Here is a 13,866-nt window from a genome sequence, read left to right as displayed (position 1 = left end):
GGGTGCTTTTCGTGGACGAGCTTGGTCAGGTCGCCTCCGTCGTCGAGCAGCAGATTGGGCGTTCTGCCTTGTCGGAATGCTCTGAGTTGCTGTTCGATGCACCACTCGTATTCTTGTTCGGTCTCGCCTTTCCAGGCGTAGACGGCGACGCCTGCGGTCGCCATCGCAGCCGCTGCATGATCCTGGGTCGAGAAGATGTTGCAGCTGCTCCAGGTGACCTCGGCGCCCAGTGTTTGCAGCGTTTCGATCAGCACTGCCGTCTGTATCGTCATGTGCAGGCAGCCCGCGATTCGGGCCCCCTGGAGCGGCTTGGCCGCGGCGTATTTCGCTCGCAGCGCCATCAATCCGGGCATCTCTGTCTCGGCTATGGCGATCTCCTTGCGTCCCCAGTCGGCCAGCGACAGGTCGGCCACCTTGTAAGGGGGCGCAGAAAGCGGCACCGAGTACGCCGCGGAGCTGCTGGATGCTTGGGAATGTGCCATTGCTGCCCACCTTAGCCCAACTGCGACAGCGTGCACAGTGCAATTTCCCACCGTGCGCGCAGTTTTCGGCCATTTTTCGCTCGCAACGTCGCAAGTAGTCGGTCCGATGGGCGAGACGCGGAGCCCCGTCTTGGGTAGGCTGCGCTAGCCTTTGGGCCAGACGCGTGCCCTTTGGGCGGCTGTCGTAGCGCCATGTCCACCCCCAAGACCAGCGCGTTGATCTATGCGCCGCTGTTGGCGTTCGTCGGCGGCTCGGCCGCCGCCCAGCCGACGCGGGCAAGCGCCATCGCTGGTACTGATACCACCGACAGGGTGCAAGCGCCGGCAGCCGCAAGGCGCAAGCAGGAAACGGCCCCGGTCGTGGAGTCGCTAAGGGAAGCGATGCTCAAGCGCATCGCGATCGGCTACAGTCACCGCAGCAAGCGCAGCGTGCCCGCGTTCCACTGTCGCAAGGCGCGTGAGGGTTGCCGGGAACGGCTCGGCCACTTTGCCCGGTACATCGCGCTGTCCGCCGCGCGCTACAAAATCGACGCGTGGATCTTGGCAGCGGTCGCGCTGCATGAGAGCGGATTCAATCCGTTCGCCGTCGGCGCTCGCGGCGAAATGGGTATCTTCCAGATTCATCCGAAGAGCCCCTGGGGTCGTCGCCTCCGCTTCGTTCGTGACGGGCGCTATCGCGAACGCTGCAGGATGGAGCCTGGTGCTTGCCAGCGCGAGGTCGTCTTTCGCGCGGCCGAGCTGCTAGCGTGGGCTACGGCGACTTGCGAAGGCGACCTCCAGTTTGCGCTCGGGGCATACAACACGGGGCGTTGCGGCGGCAGCGATGCCTACGGACGCCGGATCTTCAGGGAACGTCGAAAACTGCGCCGGGCGGCTGGACTCGAGCGACAGCCAGTCGCCAAGGGCATCAAGCCGGGGCGCTGGCGCATCCGAGGCCGCTACTTGAAGGATCCCGCCAACGCGGAGACACTGGCGCGGCGAGGCCGGACGCCGTAAATAGACCAGCCATGCGCATCGAGCTGCTGCTGGAGCACGCTGCTGGAGAAGCGATCGCCCATCACTTCGGACTCGATGCTCCCGCCCTGGTTCGGGCGACCCAGGACCCGGCGCACGGCGACTACCAGGTCAATGGGATTCTGCCGTTGGCGAAGAAGCTCAAGCGCTCCCCGCGGCAGTTGGCTGCACCCGTGGCCGAAAGGCTCGGCCGGCATGCTGCGTTCGAGCACGTTCGGATCGCTGGACCGGGCTTCATCAACCTGACGCTCAAGCCGGCCTGGATCGGCAGACAGCTCAACGAAGCCATCCTCGATCACGCCCGCGACGCGGTCGATCCGGTGCATGAACCCCAGCGCATCGTGATCGATTTCTCGAGCCCCAATATCGCCAAGCAGCCTCATGTGGGTCATCTTCGCTCGACGATCATCGGCGACGCGCTGGTGCGCTTGCATCGTTTCATGGGACACAGCGTGGTCGGCGACAATCACCTCGGTGACTGGGGCACGCAGTTTGGGCTCCTGATCGCCGGGGCGCGCCGCTTCCGAACAAGCGCCCTGTCCGCCGAAACACCCCTCGCCGAGCTCGAGCGCGTCTACAAGCTGGCAAGCGAGCGTGCCAAGACCGATCCGGTGTTTGCGGAAGAGGCACGCGGCGAGCTCGCCAAGCTTCAAGCGGGCGACAGCGATAACCTGGCGATGTGGCGGCACTTCGTCGCCATCACCCGATCCGAGCTCGACCGGATCTACGACCGTCTCGATGTGCGGTTCGACAGCTGGCTGCCGGAGAGCTTCTACAACCCGATGCTCGCGCCAGTTGTCGAGCAGCTGCTGTCCTCCGGAGTGGCGCGCATGGACCAGGGCGCCGTGTGCGTGTTCTTCGACGACGTGCCGGAGCTGCGCAAGAGCGGGGTACCGCTCATCGTGCGCAAGCGGGACGGAGCCTACAACTACGCAACAACCGATGTGGCCACCCTGCTTCATCGGCGCGATGAGCTGCGCGCGCAACGCGCGCTTTATGTGGTCGACAAGCGCCAGGCACAGCATTTCAGACAGCTGTTCGCGCTGGCTGCAAGGCTCAAGCTTCCCATGCAGCTCGAGCATGTCGCTTTCGGAACCATCCTCGGAAAGGACGGCACTCCTCTGAAGACCAAGGAAGGTGACAACGTCAAGCTGGCCGACCTGCTCGACGAAGCTGAGCAGCGGGCGACGGCCGCCATGCGCGGACAGCGCGACCAGGGCTTGACCCTCGAGGACGGCGAGATCGCGAGCCTTGCAGCCTGCGTCGGCATAGGAGCGGTCAAGTACTCGGACCTGCGACAACATCGCCTGAGCGACTATCGCTTCGACTGGGACAAGATGATCTCGTTCAAAGGCAATGCGAGCCCCTATCTGCAATACGCGCACGCGCGCATCCATTCGATCTTTCGCAAGGGGGGCTTGGAGCCCGCCGGCTTCGAGGCCGAGTTGAGCCTAAGGCATCCAGCGGAAGTCACCCTGTCCAAGCAGCTGCTGCGCTTCGCCGACGCGGTGCATCACGCGACCGATGCAAGCCTGCCCCACGTCGTTGGAGATCACCTGTACTGCCTTGCCCGAGCGTTCAGCGTATTCTACGAGGCCTGCCCGGTGCTGCATGCTGCCGATCGCGGGACGCGCCTGGCTCTGTCCGCTCTAGCTGCTCGGCAGCTGCGGCGCGGTTTGGAGCTGCTTGGCATCCGGGCCCCCGAGCGCATGTAAGGCGTCGCCACAAAACAGCTTGCGGGTTGTGAGCGCCCCTGGTGGTGTTGCTCTTGCGCCAATACCCCTAGAATTCCTCGTCGACGCGCCTTTGCGAGCTACACGAGCCCCGCGCGATCAGCCCCGGTTCTTCTTGCACGGGCCCCAATTTCATTGGGTGCGGCAGCGCGATGGCCTATCCTCAGCTCAGCGAAGGCACACATGGGCACGAAACAGGCAAGGAAGAACCACCCGGCGACGCAGAGCACTTCATCCCGCAGAGCAGCAAGCCAGCAAGCTAGCGCTGCGACGGGCTCGGAGCCCGGCGCAAAGGGCAAGGCCAAGAGACTCACGGGCGCTGCGGCGATCGCCCAGGCTATCGTGGACGGTACGGCTGGCCACGATCTCGGCCATTATGCAAAGGCGCTCGACGACGAACGAGACGGGATCGCTACCCATGCGGCCCGAGTCGTCGAGGAGGTCATGGTGCGCCGCCCCCAGCTCGGAGTCGGCATGATCGAGCAGTTTGTACGGCTGCTTTTGGGTCACAACGCCCGAGTCGTCCAGACCTGCGCGAACGCGCTGCCGTTGCTCGCGCGGGTTGCCCCCGCCCGTGTCGCCCGCCGGCTGCCCGACCTGACGGGCAACTACGACGCAGCCTCCGACGTCGGCAAAGATGGGATGGTGCGCACCTTCGCGGCGCTGTGCACCGCTTCCGTGGCCTATCAGAAGCGGCTGGAGGAAGTGTTGGATCGCGCGCTCAGCGGCGCCAAACCCAAGACGTTGCTGCGCTGGACCGAGATCGTGCTGCCGGCGCTGAAAGGTGAGCCGCATGCGCGTGCCCGCGCCGTGGTAGAACAGCGGCTTGGCCGGCTGCCGCGACCGGTCGCGCAGAAGATCGCCGACTTCCTGGGCGTGAAGCTGAGGCCGGCGTACCGCTGATGATGACGGTATCGGTCAACACAACAGCGGAACACGGCCCAACTCGCAGGCATACCTTGCGCCGGCTGGCTGCGGGCTTGGCGGCCTGCGCGGCGGCGTGCGGCGGATCATCCGAGAGCTTGCCGGACGTCCGGGAGCCCGCCCCGGCGACAGCGTCGGGCGCGTCGCAGGGGCAATGGCCGACCACGCTCCTCGTCATCGCGGACAAGGGTCCGGCGCTCTTCATCGGTCAGAACCCGGTGGGTTTCGTAGCCCTCAACTCGGTGGTGCGGGTTGTTGGCCCCGCCCAAGGCGCGATGTTGCCCGTACGAGTCGATGGGCCTCTTACGGCACAGGCGAACATGCCCCTGGCCAGGCTTGGGGCGCGCATACAGCGCAAGGGACGCCTGCGGGGGGCGCCGGTGTACGTCGGACCCAACGATGTAGTGAAGGTCTTGGGTCCCGCGGGCGGCAAGCGCACGCGCGTGGAAGCCACGGTCGAGCTGGGAGGTGGCCATGTCGTGGGGCCCTTCGTCGGCACCTACCCTACTGTGGGACTTTCGGGCGCGGAAGCGGATCCCGCTCGCTTTGGGCCGCTGCGGCCCGGAAAAGCAAGGCAGCTACGCGACACGCAGACCCTGGCGGTTCACGCCAAGCCGAGCCCCGCCGCCCCCGTGGTGGCCGTACTGCCGGCGTTGCAGCCGCCGGTGCGCCTGGAGGTGATCAAGGCCAAGGGATCCTGGTCCGCGATCCGCGCCGGTCAGGGTCCGTACATCATCGGCTTCGTGCAAGGGGAGCTTCAGGCAAGTTCCCGACCTGCCCCGACCAAAGGTATCATCGGCGCAGCCTACAGCAGCGGCACCCTGCCGAGCTACCTGAAGACCGAGGAGGGCGTTCTGCATCGGGTAAGGGCTGGCGCCAAGGTCTATTTCGACAACCGGGAGCTTGCCCACTTCCGTCAGGCTGGCTTTGCGCGCGAGCAGAACCGCTTTGATGACGGAACGGTGGACGTGTATGCAGCAGCGGATGGACGTGTTGCAGTGCGCGGTCTGCTGCGTGCGGACGCGCTCGAACCTTATGGTGCCGCTCCCAGCATGGTGCCGGCCGCAGCGCCAGCAGTGCCCGGCTCGCTACAGCACCATCCACGCTCGGCGCCGCCCTAAGGGCCCCATGGCAACATGCAGGGCACTAGCGAACTTCGACTGCTCGGCTCGGATCCAGGCTGTAGCCCGTGCCGGACCACTGTGCTGGTGTGGCATGGACACGGGATTCGCTTAGCTCGAATAGCCAGGCTCCCTCGCGCCCTTCGTGCGTCGCGCTTCCCGCGCAGAGCAACGGGGGATCCGTTCCCCTGCCGGGCAGGTAGTAGCGCTGGTGGATATGGCCATGGACGATCGCCCCTCTTCGGAGCCCGGCGCATGCCCGGAGCAGGTCGTCCGCGTTGTCCAGCCCATGCAGCGAGTTGTCGATGCTGCCGTCCGCGCGCCTGGGGGCGTAATGCGTGGCCACCAGGACAAAGCGGCGCGCGATTTCGGGGTGCGCAAGCGCTCGGGACAACGCCTGCAGCTGCGCGGGGGGGACGGTCCCGCTCGAGAGCCACGGCAGCGGATTGGGACGCGCACTGTTGACCGCAACGACTGCCAGGCGATCCCCCACCAGCCGAATCACCGGCCAGCGCTCGTCCACGCTCAGCTCCGGTAGATGGGTCTTCATCACGTCTCCGAAGTGGCGCTCGAAGCGAGCGTCGCGAAGCGCATCGGATAGGTAGATGTCGTGGTTGCCCGGGATGGACAATAGCCCGAGCGGTGACGCCAGCAGCCCCTGCAGGCACGAACGCGCCAACCGAAGCTCGGGCTCGGTGCCCAGCGCCGTGAGATCGCCGGTGCAGATGGCGAAGTCAACCTGCGCCTGACGCGCGAAGGAACACAGGGCAGCGAGCTTGCTGGGCGCCCGGACGAACCGGCGCCAACGCCTGAACCTGAGATTCACGGCTGCCAGCAAGCGCTTGTTGAGCATCTGCACGATGGGGATCTCCCCCAGGGGCACCTGCACGTGAACATCGCTGAAGTGAAGTACCCTTAGCATGATGAATCGTCACTTTCTTTGTCCTTGAAGCGAGCGAAGCTACGATCGTGCGGGTTGATACTAACGCCAGAGCTTGAAGACGTGAAGGAAGGAAGAGCAAAGTGAGCGACAGAAGGACACGCGCAGTGCGGCGCGGAGTTAGGATGACCTGTGCCATGCTCAGCGACTACTGGGATTCGCCCGTGACCCAAACCGTGACCAATCTTTCGTGCAGCGGTTTGTGGGTGGAGACGGCTTTCCCACTGGAAGCGGGGCACGAGGTCGTCGTGTCGTTGACTCCGCCGCGCCTCGACGAGCCCCTGGTCGCAGCGGCTCGGGTTGCCCGCACCGACATGAACCGCAGACGATCCGATCGCGCAGCTACGGGAATGGGATTGGAGTTCGTCGGGCTTTGCGAAGCGAACACACGTGCTCTGACCGAATGCCTGCGGGGTGTGCCGCCACCGTTGCCGCTGCGCTAGTGCCACGAATCACAAGTTCGGTCCGTGTTCCGGAACCGGCCCCAGGGTTGGCGAGGACCGGCTCCGGAACCCGGACCGGCCACCGGTGTATCCGCGGACTCCTTGTCGATTCAAGGCACAACGCCCCAGAAACTCGGATCGAAGTTCCGGGCCGCTGCGCTAGTCTCGACGCAGGTACGCTACAGTCCGCACGAGCGCGACGACCTGTTCGCGCTTCTCGGACGTAAGCCCCTTGAAGCGCACGCCCATGCCTGGATTGAGATTGTCACCGGACTGCCGGTACGGGTTAACCCATACGACTTCGCCTTCGAGTACCAGGGGATCGCCGTCGTCGACGTGAAAGCGCAGTCGCAGGTCCGCGCCGACCTCCAAGGGGGAATTGGTGCGGATGAAAATGCCCATTTCGCTGATGTTCTGGAGGTAGGCGAACAGGAAGGTCTCGCCGCTGCCGTAATCTACCGCGATCGAAGTCGCGTCGTAGCGAGCGTACTCACGACGTTCCGCCCCGCCGTCTTCCTCTTGTTCTGCGTCGTCGGTCATGGGAACGTTCCCTTGCAAGCAGCTCCACATCGCCTAGCGATCGCCTAGCGCACGATGAGCACGCCAGCCCGCAGCCTTTCAGTACCATCGTTGGGCCCCCGAGTCACAGGGAGCCTCTTGCTGCCGGCCCAGAAGCCCACGTATATCGTGTAGGAGCCAGCTCGGAAGTTCGCAGGCACCGCTAGCTTCTGTACGTCCACTATCACATCTCCGGATTCCCACAACCGCACAGGGTACTTTTCACCCACAGGCACATGATCACCGTTGAGGCGCAGGCCGAATCCGTCGATGTGCACGAACACCTTGTGGTTGCCGGGAACCCGACCCAGAACGCGGTAAACCCATGTTATCGTGAACGTTTCCCCTGCACCTACGTACTCCCCATGGGGCAGAGCAAGCGAATAGCCCGCGAGCTCGATCTGGCTGCCGAACTTGGCTCGGAGCCGGTACTGCACGTTCGGGACCGTCTTGAGAACGTATTTGGTCAACGGGTTGTGATCCGTTTGTCCGGCGGGGACGTAGTTCGCCGTGAGCAGCGTCCGAGCGCTGCCAGCGTTCACTGCGAACAGATGCGAGCCCGCCTTCTTGCGGTAGCCGTGATCGACATTTGCGAGCTCCTCGGCCGGTAGAGCTACCCAACGTCGTTGCCGGTTGTGCAGGAAATCCACGACCTCGCGGATGCTGCCGAGCGCTTCGATTTCCAGTCCCTCCTGGTAGACGCTGCCGCGGCGTCTACCTGCCCGGTACCCACCGAGCTTTTCGTCGGGGCCAGCAAGCTCGCGGTACGTCGCGTAGAGGCGGCGTGGCGATAGATGGGCGCTCAAGGCCGGAATGAAACCATGCGCCGTATAGGCACCCAGCACGCTGCCTGCCAGCAGCATGGGCCACAGGCGCCTTGAACCGAGCTTATGGAACAGAAAGAGCACCAGTTGTGCGAGGGCGACTGCTACCGGCAACGCCAGCAGCAACATCAGCCCGCGCCGGCTCCACTTTGCACCCAGCGTGCTAAGCCCGACGGTGTCAGGCATGGTGAATGCGATGGCGCCGAGCGCGGCCAGCCCGAGCACCACGGCCCCGGCACCGCACAACCAGGCCTTGAACTGCGGGCCTCGATTCCACTGCCCTTGCACAAGGCGGTACGGTGCCGCGAGGGCCAGGTACCGTCCGGCCTGACGTACGCCGAGGCCCAAGGCAGCTGCGAGCGCGAAGGCGGCAAGAGCCGCCGCCCACGCCGTCTTGGGGTTGAAGGCACTGGGCACCGGCACGTCCCCGACCGCCAGAGCGGATAGAAGCACGTCGGGGTACAGCGCAAGATCACGCGCCAGCAGTCCGCACAGCAACAAGCAAGCGATCGCGCCTGCACGCAACGGTACCCGCGATGCCTCGAGTGCGTCGAGCAGGCCCGCTACGGCGGCCGCCAGGGCGACGACCGGCAAGAACGTGGCCGTGCCGTAGCGCGCCGTATACAGCATCTGCGCCCCGTAGCCGAGTGCCGCCCAGCTCACGACAAAGCGCTGGAAGAAGTGGCGCTCGTCTGCTGGCGGGCCCCGCTCGTGTTCGTTCAGGTTGTCGCCCTGCATGAGGAGCATTGCACCGAGCGCTGCGGGCAACAAGGAGCTCCATGGCGCGAACGTGTGAAACACACTCTCGAGCACCAAGTCGAATGAGCGTGGGTCGCTCAGGCCGGGCCGCCCCCCGAGCCATGCGCTGTAGCCGTCTTGGTCGCGCGCCACTGCCATTGCGACGCCAAGCGCGACCGGCAGCGTTGCTAGCGCCAAACCGTAGACGATCGCCGCTGGAGGCCGGCCATGGTCAGGGCGGGGCAACCGCTGGTCCAGTGCCGATGCGATCAACGCGGCTCCCAGGGGGGGCAGCACACCCAGCAGGACCCCGCTGGTGCCGATGCACAGCAGCGCAGCGCCTGCCGCCAGTGCGCTCCAGATACAGGCCAGCTTCCACGCTTCGCGGGTGGGATTGACGCTTGGCCGCGCAAGTCGGGTCAAAGCCAGCGCCAGCGCGGTTTGACTCGCGAAGGCGGGCGCTTCGCCCAGCATGCTGCGGGCGTTGAGCACGAACAGCGGGGTAGTGCCGGTGATCAGCGCCGTGTAAAGGCCGGCTCGCGTTCCGATGAACCCGCGTACCAGGGCGTAGGCCAAGAGAACGGTGACAAGGCCGGCGACGGCAAGTGGAAGTCGGCCGGCCCACTCATGAGCGCCAAGAAACCAGAATCCGATCGCAGTGAGCCAGGCTCCAAAACGGGGACGGCTCTGCACGTCTGCTTCGCCTTCAAGCAAACGCCTCGCCAGATCCGCGCGCTGCAGCTCCGCGGGGTCCCAGGCCCCAAATGCGTTCAACCCGATCAGCAGCAGCGCCGCGACGAAAGCCGCGATCGCGGTCAGCCATGCGCGTCGCGCGCGTGGGCTCAGCTCGAGATGGGTCATGGCACGACAGGGCCCTCTCTAACCTCGACCACGCGGCCTCGCAACGGGTTCGTCGCATTCAGTCCAGGGGACGTCGAGTGTAAGCGCGCTCGAAGGCGCTGCGTTCTCGGGGTGCCGCGGCAACGGGGATGCGCGCCAGCTCCGCTCGCAGCCTCTGAACGTGGCGGCGATAGTCGGGCAACTTGGATGCGTTCATCATGCGGCCTGGCCCGTTGAGATGCTTCAGGGGATCCACGAAGCGCCCGCGCCTCTTCAAGCCAAAATGGAGATGGGGGCCGGTCGAGCGTCCGGTCGAGCCCACCGTACCGATAGGCTCGCGTTGCCTTACTCGGACTCCGCGCCGCAGGCCACGTCGAATCGTGGCGAGGTGGGCGTAGAAGGTCTGGTGGCTCTTGTCGTGCCGCACCACCACCAGGTTGCCGTTCGCGCCGCTGCGACCCGCGAAGGTCACGCTGCCGTCGCCGGCCGCCCACACGACCGTGCCCGGCGCGGCCGCGTAGTCGACGCCGTTGTGCGGGACGATCCGCTTCAGAATCGGATGGCGACGGCGTGGATCGAAGCCGGAGGAAATATGGTCGTAGCGTAACGGCGTTCGAAGCCAGCCGCCGTGCATGCTTCTACCGTCCGCATCGAAGAAGTCGCCGTTCGGCGCGCCTGGTCCGTACCAGAATGCCTGCAGTCTACTTACCCGTTCGCCGATGTACTCGAGGGCTTCCACGGTGCCGTAGCGCAGGAAGGAATCGTTGACATGTTCTTCGTTTACGATCAGACGAAAGCAATCGCCCGCCCGGGTGTCTCGGGAAAAATCGATACGACCCTCGAAGACCTCGACGAAGGCGCCAGCTAGGCTCCTGCCAAGACCAAGCGCCTCCAGGGTCGAGCCCAGGGAACCCGCCACGTAGCTGCCGCGAGCGACCCGCACACGCCGAATGGGAACCTGAACCTGCTTGCCAACAAGCTCGCCGTTTGCGTCCCGAGAAGCCCGCACAAAGGACACGGGCTGGGCGTGGTACTCGAACGACACAAGTTGACGATCCTGATCGCGCACCAACACCATCTCATGGTCAGGGTGGCAGCGCCTGAAGTCCACGAGACCGCGAAGCGCCGCCGTGATTTCGGTTGCTTCCTTCGTCGTGGCGCCGAGTTTCTTGACCGCCTCCCGAAAGCTCCGTGCGCGGCCAAACGTTCCGCGAACCTCCCTGACCGATTCGTCGCGGTCGCGTGCAGCAGGCGCGCCCAGTTCGAGAGCGGCTGCGGGTTGATTCTCGGCCGTGGCCACTCGTGCAACGACCGGAGCTCGTTGTGGGGTATCTTGGAGTGCGAGCGAGGCCGACCTGTGGGTTGTATCGCCTTCATCCGCTGGCAGCTCACCGCGCACGAGCAGAGACCCGGCTACCCCGGCTGCCAGCAGGATCAGCGACACGACGACCAGCGTCTGCCGGGCTCGCGCCGCCCGCCGCTCATGAGGAAGCAAGGCGAGCTTGACCGATGGCAGTGGACGAGGCTGGCGAAGCCGTCTGGGCGGATTGTCGCTTGCCTGCATGCTCGTTACTCGGAAGCTCGCGCGAGGCCCTAGTAGTAGCGCTTGCCAGCGACCGCCAGCCCTCGAGGCCAATCGATCACGATCCCTGGCGAGTGGTATCCTGGACTTCGGTCGCTAAATCCGGGCATCGTCCGACGTGCGTGCCAGTTGTTCAGCTCACATGCTTGACACGGCCGTTGACGGCCGCTAATGCTGGCTGCTCGGATCCTCGTATGCGGACGCTTCACAAAGGCTTCCTTGGGCAACACGGGGTAGTCGCCATCCGTGACAGGGGCCCGATTTCGGTTTCGGCGTCGGTTGCCCGGCAGTGCAACTCGGTCGAGCGGTGCCTTGCGCGAGGAAGCGGGGCAGCGGAAGGCAAGGCGGCGAGTGACAAGGCGGCGAGTGACAAGGCGGCGAGTGACAAGGCGGCCACAACCTGATGCAGGCACGTAGCTCAGCGGTAGAGCACTACCTTGACACGGTAGGGGTCGGCGGTTCAATCCCGCCCGTGCCTACTGCGAATCCCACGCCTGCTGCGAATCCCGCGGCTACTGTGGATTCAGTGTGACGGCGACTTGAGAAAGGAGCTGCACATGCAGCGCCTCCTTGCCGGCGTCACGCTGGCGTGCGGGCCAGCCGAGCGCGCGGACCGTCTTGGCGCACGGCTCCGACGCCGTTCCAACCAGGGCCCCGGATGCCCACAGAAGGAGGAGGACAGCCATCGCTAGACCGGCTCCCGATCGCCGCCGTGGCCCCAGTGGGCCACGCACCAACGACCGTATTCGCGTTCCTGAGGTTCGCGTGATTGGGCCTGACGGCAAGATGCTGGGGGTTCTTGATACGCGCGAAGCCTTGCGCATAGCGAAGAATGCCTCGCTCGATCTCGTTGAGGTCAATCCAAAATCGCAACCGCCCGTCTGCAAGATCATGGATTTCGGGCGCTTCAAGTACGAGGAAAAGAAGAAGGCCGCAGAAGCACGCAAACGGCAAACCGTGGTTGCTCTCAAGGAGATCAAGCTCCGACCCAAAACCGACGACCACGACCTGCAGTTCAAGGTCAAGCACGTCCGGCGCTTCCTGGGGGAGGGCAACAAGGTGAAGATCACTTGCCGTTTTCGTGGTCGAGAGATCACGCATCCAGAAACAGCCAAGCGGCAGCTGGACTACATCACTGCGGCTGTGACCGACCTCGGTGGCGTGGAGAGCTCGAGCCGGCTGGAAGGTAAGACCATGGTGCTGATCTTGGCTCCGCTGCGCGCCCGCGTGCCCCAGCCCGCGAAGCCGGCCGGGAGACGGGATCCCCAGGCGTCCAGGTCGCAGCAATAGTGCTGCCTGGTCGTCGCGCCCTGCCGGCGGCTCCGGCCCTCGCCGGCCCGCAGTCATGCTGCGGCGCCTCTCAAGACCCGGCTTGACTTCGCCGGCAACCCTCTCTAGATAGAGGCCGCCCGCGTAGCGCTGCGTGCGCGCCAGCTGCTGCGCCCACCAAGAGGACTCGCATGCCCAAGATGAAGACCAACCGCGCGGCGGCCAAACGTTTGCGTACCTCCGGCGCCGGACGGGTACGCCGTAGCCGTGCCGGGCACAACCATCTGATGCGCGGCAAACCGGCCAGGCGTCTGCGGAAGCTGCGCAAGAACACGATGGCTAGCGCGGCCGACGAGAAGCAGGTGAGACGCCTGCTTCCCTACGCGTTCTGAGGCCCCATGCCACGTGTACGCAGAGGCTTCAAGGCGCGCCGTCGGCGAGCACGCATGTTGCGCCACGCGCAGGGCTACTACGGCGCCCGGAGTCGGCAGTTCTCCATCGCGATCGAGCAGGTCCACAACGCTTGGCAGGACGCCTACGCCCACCGCAGGCAGCGCAAGCGGGACTTTCGTCGTTTGTGGATCAGCCGCATCGGAGCTGCAGCGCGCTTGTCAGGCGTTAGCTACAGCCGGTTGATGGCGGGGCTCAAGCGCGCCGGGGTCGCCCTGGACCGCAAGGTGCTGGCAGATATCGCGGTGCATGACCCCGAGGGCTTCCGCGCGGTCGTGGAGGCGGCCAAATGAGGGCGGCCGCATAGTGTCCACCGCGAATCCCTCGGCACGGGTACTGAGGGCCCCGTCCAGGGCTAACCGGATCGGCTGCGTCCGCGTAGAGGCGGTCTCGGCCGCTGCACGGACCTTGAGCCGGTTTCGCTTCGTGGGGCGCTCGCGCACTGGGAACGCCGAGCGAGAATAGAGTAGCCTGCGCACCATGGCCGATCACGTTGCGGCGGAGCTTCAGGAGGGTCTGCGCGCGGTCGCGGAGTCCTACGCTACGGTCTTCGCAAACGCCGACGACGAACAAAGCCTGCGTTCGGTCAATGCTCGTTTCGTTGGTCCGCAGGGACAGCTGACTCGGCTGATGAAGCTGATGCCAAGGCTCGAGGCCGGGGATCGTAGGGCGTTCGGACGTCGCGCCAACGAGCTGAAGTCGGAGATCCAGCGCCTGTTCCGTGCTAGGTTGCTGGAGCTTGCAGGCCAGGCTCGCCGGCGCGAGCTGAGCGCTCCGTCGTTGGACATCAGTCTGCCTGGCCGCGGAGCAATGCCGGGGCGCCTGCATCCGCTCACCAAGGTGACCTTCGAGCTGCTGGACGTCTTTGGCGCCCTCGGTTTCGACATCGTGGACGGTCCGGAGGTAGAGTATCACCGCTACAATTTCGACATGCTTGGCTTTCCTATG

15 protein-coding genes and 1 tRNA gene are annotated in these 13,866 nt (G+C 65.3%); 10 read left to right on the top strand and 6 right to left on the bottom strand.

Annotation, left to right across the window (positions count from 1 at the left end; translation table 11 throughout):
- A partial coding sequence (locus tag MJD61_03735) for an adenosylhomocysteinase (GenBank protein MCG8554387.1) occupies positions 1 to 482 on the bottom strand: 482 nt, incomplete at its 3' end.
- A gap of 192 nt (positions 483 to 674) precedes the next feature.
- On the opposite strand from MJD61_03735, the gene MJD61_03730 reads away from it, so the two are divergent.
- The 4 genes from MJD61_03730 (at position 675) to MJD61_03715 (ending at position 5,274) form a co-directional block, all read left to right on the top strand.
- Positions 675 to 1,478: a lytic transglycosylase domain-containing protein gene (locus MJD61_03730; protein ID MCG8554386.1), complete on the top strand. Its 804-nt coding sequence runs from the start codon at positions 675 to 677 to the stop codon at positions 1,476 to 1,478.
- An 11-nt stretch (positions 1,479 to 1,489) separates the two neighbouring features.
- Entirely contained in the window at positions 1,490 to 3,211 is a 1,722-nt protein-coding gene (gene argS / locus MJD61_03725) for an arginine--tRNA ligase (GenBank protein ID MCG8554385.1), read from the top strand.
- A 201-nt stretch (positions 3,212 to 3,412) separates the two neighbouring features.
- Positions 3,413 to 4,132 (top strand): hypothetical protein, encoded by a 720-nt coding sequence (locus tag MJD61_03720; GenBank protein MCG8554384.1) that lies wholly within the window; start codon positions 3,413 to 3,415, stop codon positions 4,130 to 4,132.
- On the top strand, positions 4,132 to 5,274 hold the full coding sequence (locus tag MJD61_03715) for a hypothetical protein (protein ID MCG8554383.1): 1,143 nt from the start codon (positions 4,132 to 4,134) through the stop codon (positions 5,272 to 5,274). Before MJD61_03720 ends, MJD61_03715 begins: the two co-directional genes overlap by 1 nt.
- Before the next feature lie 25 nt (positions 5,275 to 5,299).
- On the opposite strand, the gene MJD61_03710 is transcribed toward MJD61_03715, so the two are convergent.
- A complete protein-coding gene (locus tag MJD61_03710) occupies positions 5,300 to 6,196 on the bottom strand; it encodes a metallophosphoesterase (protein MCG8554382.1) in 897 nt (298 codons plus the stop codon).
- Positions 6,197 to 6,297: 101 nt separating this feature from the next.
- On the opposite strand from MJD61_03710, the gene MJD61_03705 reads away from it, so the two are divergent.
- Positions 6,298 to 6,657, top strand: a complete 360-nt coding sequence (locus MJD61_03705; protein ID MCG8554381.1) for a PilZ domain-containing protein — start codon at positions 6,298 to 6,300, stop codon at positions 6,655 to 6,657.
- Between the two features lie 159 nt (positions 6,658 to 6,816).
- Here MJD61_03705 and MJD61_03700 read toward each other — a convergent pair whose 3' ends face one another.
- Genes MJD61_03700 through MJD61_03690 form a run of 3 tightly spaced genes read right to left on the bottom strand, consistent with a single transcriptional unit; the run spans position 6,817 to position 11,181 of the window.
- A complete protein-coding gene (locus tag MJD61_03700; GenBank protein MCG8554380.1) occupies positions 6,817 to 7,197 on the bottom strand; it encodes a TIGR02266 family protein in 381 nt (126 codons plus the stop codon).
- A 44-nt stretch (positions 7,198 to 7,241) separates the two neighbouring features.
- Positions 7,242 to 9,638 (bottom strand): glycosyltransferase family 39 protein, encoded by a 2,397-nt coding sequence (locus MJD61_03695; protein ID MCG8554379.1) that lies wholly within the window; start codon positions 9,636 to 9,638, stop codon positions 7,242 to 7,244.
- A 58-nt stretch (positions 9,639 to 9,696) separates the two neighbouring features.
- Complete coding sequence (locus MJD61_03690; protein MCG8554378.1) at positions 9,697 to 11,181, bottom strand: peptidoglycan DD-metalloendopeptidase family protein; 1,485 nt, start codon at positions 11,179 to 11,181, stop codon at positions 9,697 to 9,699.
- Between the two features lie 425 nt (positions 11,182 to 11,606).
- Here MJD61_03690 and MJD61_03685 point away from each other — a divergent pair.
- A tRNA-Val gene (locus MJD61_03685) sits at positions 11,607 to 11,678 on the top strand.
- 33 nt (positions 11,679 to 11,711) lie between these two features.
- Here MJD61_03685 and MJD61_03680 read toward each other — a convergent pair.
- Positions 11,712 to 11,885, bottom strand: coding sequence for a hypothetical protein (locus MJD61_03680; protein ID MCG8554377.1), 174 nt, complete (start codon positions 11,883 to 11,885; stop codon positions 11,712 to 11,714).
- A 79-nt stretch (positions 11,886 to 11,964) separates the two neighbouring features.
- On the opposite strand from MJD61_03680, the gene infC reads away from it, so the two are divergent.
- The 4 genes from infC to pheS form a co-directional block, all read left to right on the top strand.
- The gene (gene infC, locus MJD61_03675; GenBank protein ID MCG8554376.1) at positions 11,965 to 12,489 is read left to right on the top strand and encodes a translation initiation factor IF-3; all 525 of its coding nucleotides are present in this window, start codon (positions 11,965 to 11,967) and stop codon (positions 12,487 to 12,489) included.
- Between the two features lie 170 nt (positions 12,490 to 12,659).
- On the top strand, positions 12,660 to 12,860 hold the full coding sequence (rpmI, locus tag MJD61_03670) for a 50S ribosomal protein L35 (protein ID MCG8554375.1): 201 nt from the start codon (positions 12,660 to 12,662) through the stop codon (positions 12,858 to 12,860).
- Positions 12,861 to 12,866: 6 nt separating this feature from the next.
- Positions 12,867 to 13,211: a 50S ribosomal protein L20 gene (gene rplT, locus MJD61_03665; protein ID MCG8554374.1), complete on the top strand. Its 345-nt coding sequence runs from the start codon at positions 12,867 to 12,869 to the stop codon at positions 13,209 to 13,211.
- A 187-nt stretch (positions 13,212 to 13,398) separates the two neighbouring features.
- The coding region (gene pheS, locus MJD61_03660; protein ID MCG8554373.1) for a phenylalanine--tRNA ligase subunit alpha at positions 13,399 to 13,866 on the top strand (468 nt) is incomplete at its 3' end.

Source organism: Pseudomonadota bacterium, assembly GCA_022361155.1.
GTDB lineage: Bacteria > Myxococcota_A > Polyangia > Polyangiales > JAKSBK01 > JAKSBK01.
Note: the sequence above shows the minus strand (reverse complement) of the source record. Positions and strands in the feature narration are given on the sequence as shown.